This is a genomic window from Oleiphilus sp. HI0128 (assembly GCF_001635365.1).
This window is the reverse complement of sequence record NZ_LWGG01000291.1, coordinates 1-876: the sequence shown is the minus strand read 5'-3', so window position 1 is coordinate 876 and position 876 is coordinate 1. Positions and strand designations below refer to the sequence as shown.

Here is an 876-nt window from a genome sequence, read left to right as displayed (position 1 = left end):
ATTTGGCCGCACAGTACGCGGGTCTGCAGCACCCCGAAAAATTGGATAAGCTTGTACTAATTAGCCCTAAAGGATTCCAACAAGAGTTACCATGGATACTTAACTATGCCACAACGTCTGGCATGGATATATTCAGCAAATACATACAACCCTCAGGCGTTATCACTGAAATTGTTCAAGACTTTTATGGTCTGGAAAAACCATCGCGCGCCGTAACCGAGAGGTATCTGCACCTTGCCCAAACTGAAGGTACCCACGCGACCAACATCAAACAGCTGAAACTTGTCCGTGCTTTAATGGAGCATGGCATGCTGCTCGATCTCAGCGAAATTGAAGTTCCTTCGCTTATCATGTGGGGTCAGTCCGATAAGTGGGGAGACCCTAGCCATGCGCAACGCTGGCATAAGGCGCTGCCTAACTCAACCTTGGTCACCTATCCAAACTACGGCCACGCGCTAATGGAAGAAGGTAAAGAACTAACGGCTGCTGATGCTGCGGCATTCATTAACGAAGAACCTGTACCAAGCCTTAATAACGGTGTAGGCAATGGCCTATCAATCGAAGACCACTTGAACGAATTTGACAAAGACTCACTGTTTGGCACAGAGCTTGAAGAAATGGAAGACGCGGAGTAGTTCAAAAGCCTTACGTATTAGTTAAGGTATTTTGACATCAGAAACTTCCAATCTACTATTTCAGTCCCATCGGAATCGTAAAGTAGTAAGCCGGTTAGATAATCAGACTTATATGGTTTTACCCATCTCACTTCTGCGGTTAACCTGAAGTTTTTATTTTGTTCTGGCAGATCAATTATAAGACTGTGAATAGCGCCTTGCGTTAGAGGTTCATCGACATAGGCTTGAAGGCCATTCGCGG

General features: G+C 45.5%; 1 protein-coding gene and 1 pseudogene. One reads left to right on the top strand and one right to left on the bottom strand.

What is annotated here, in order from left to right; translation table 11 throughout:
* On the top strand, positions 1-635 hold a 635-nt coding region (locus tag A3763_RS03765; RefSeq protein WP_197482741.1), incomplete at its 5' end, for an alpha/beta fold hydrolase.
* Between the two features lie 17 nt (positions 636-652).
* Here A3763_RS03765 and A3763_RS29425 read toward each other — a convergent pair.
* Positions 653-876, bottom strand: a pseudogene (locus A3763_RS29425) (PilZ domain-containing protein); the annotation flags it as partial.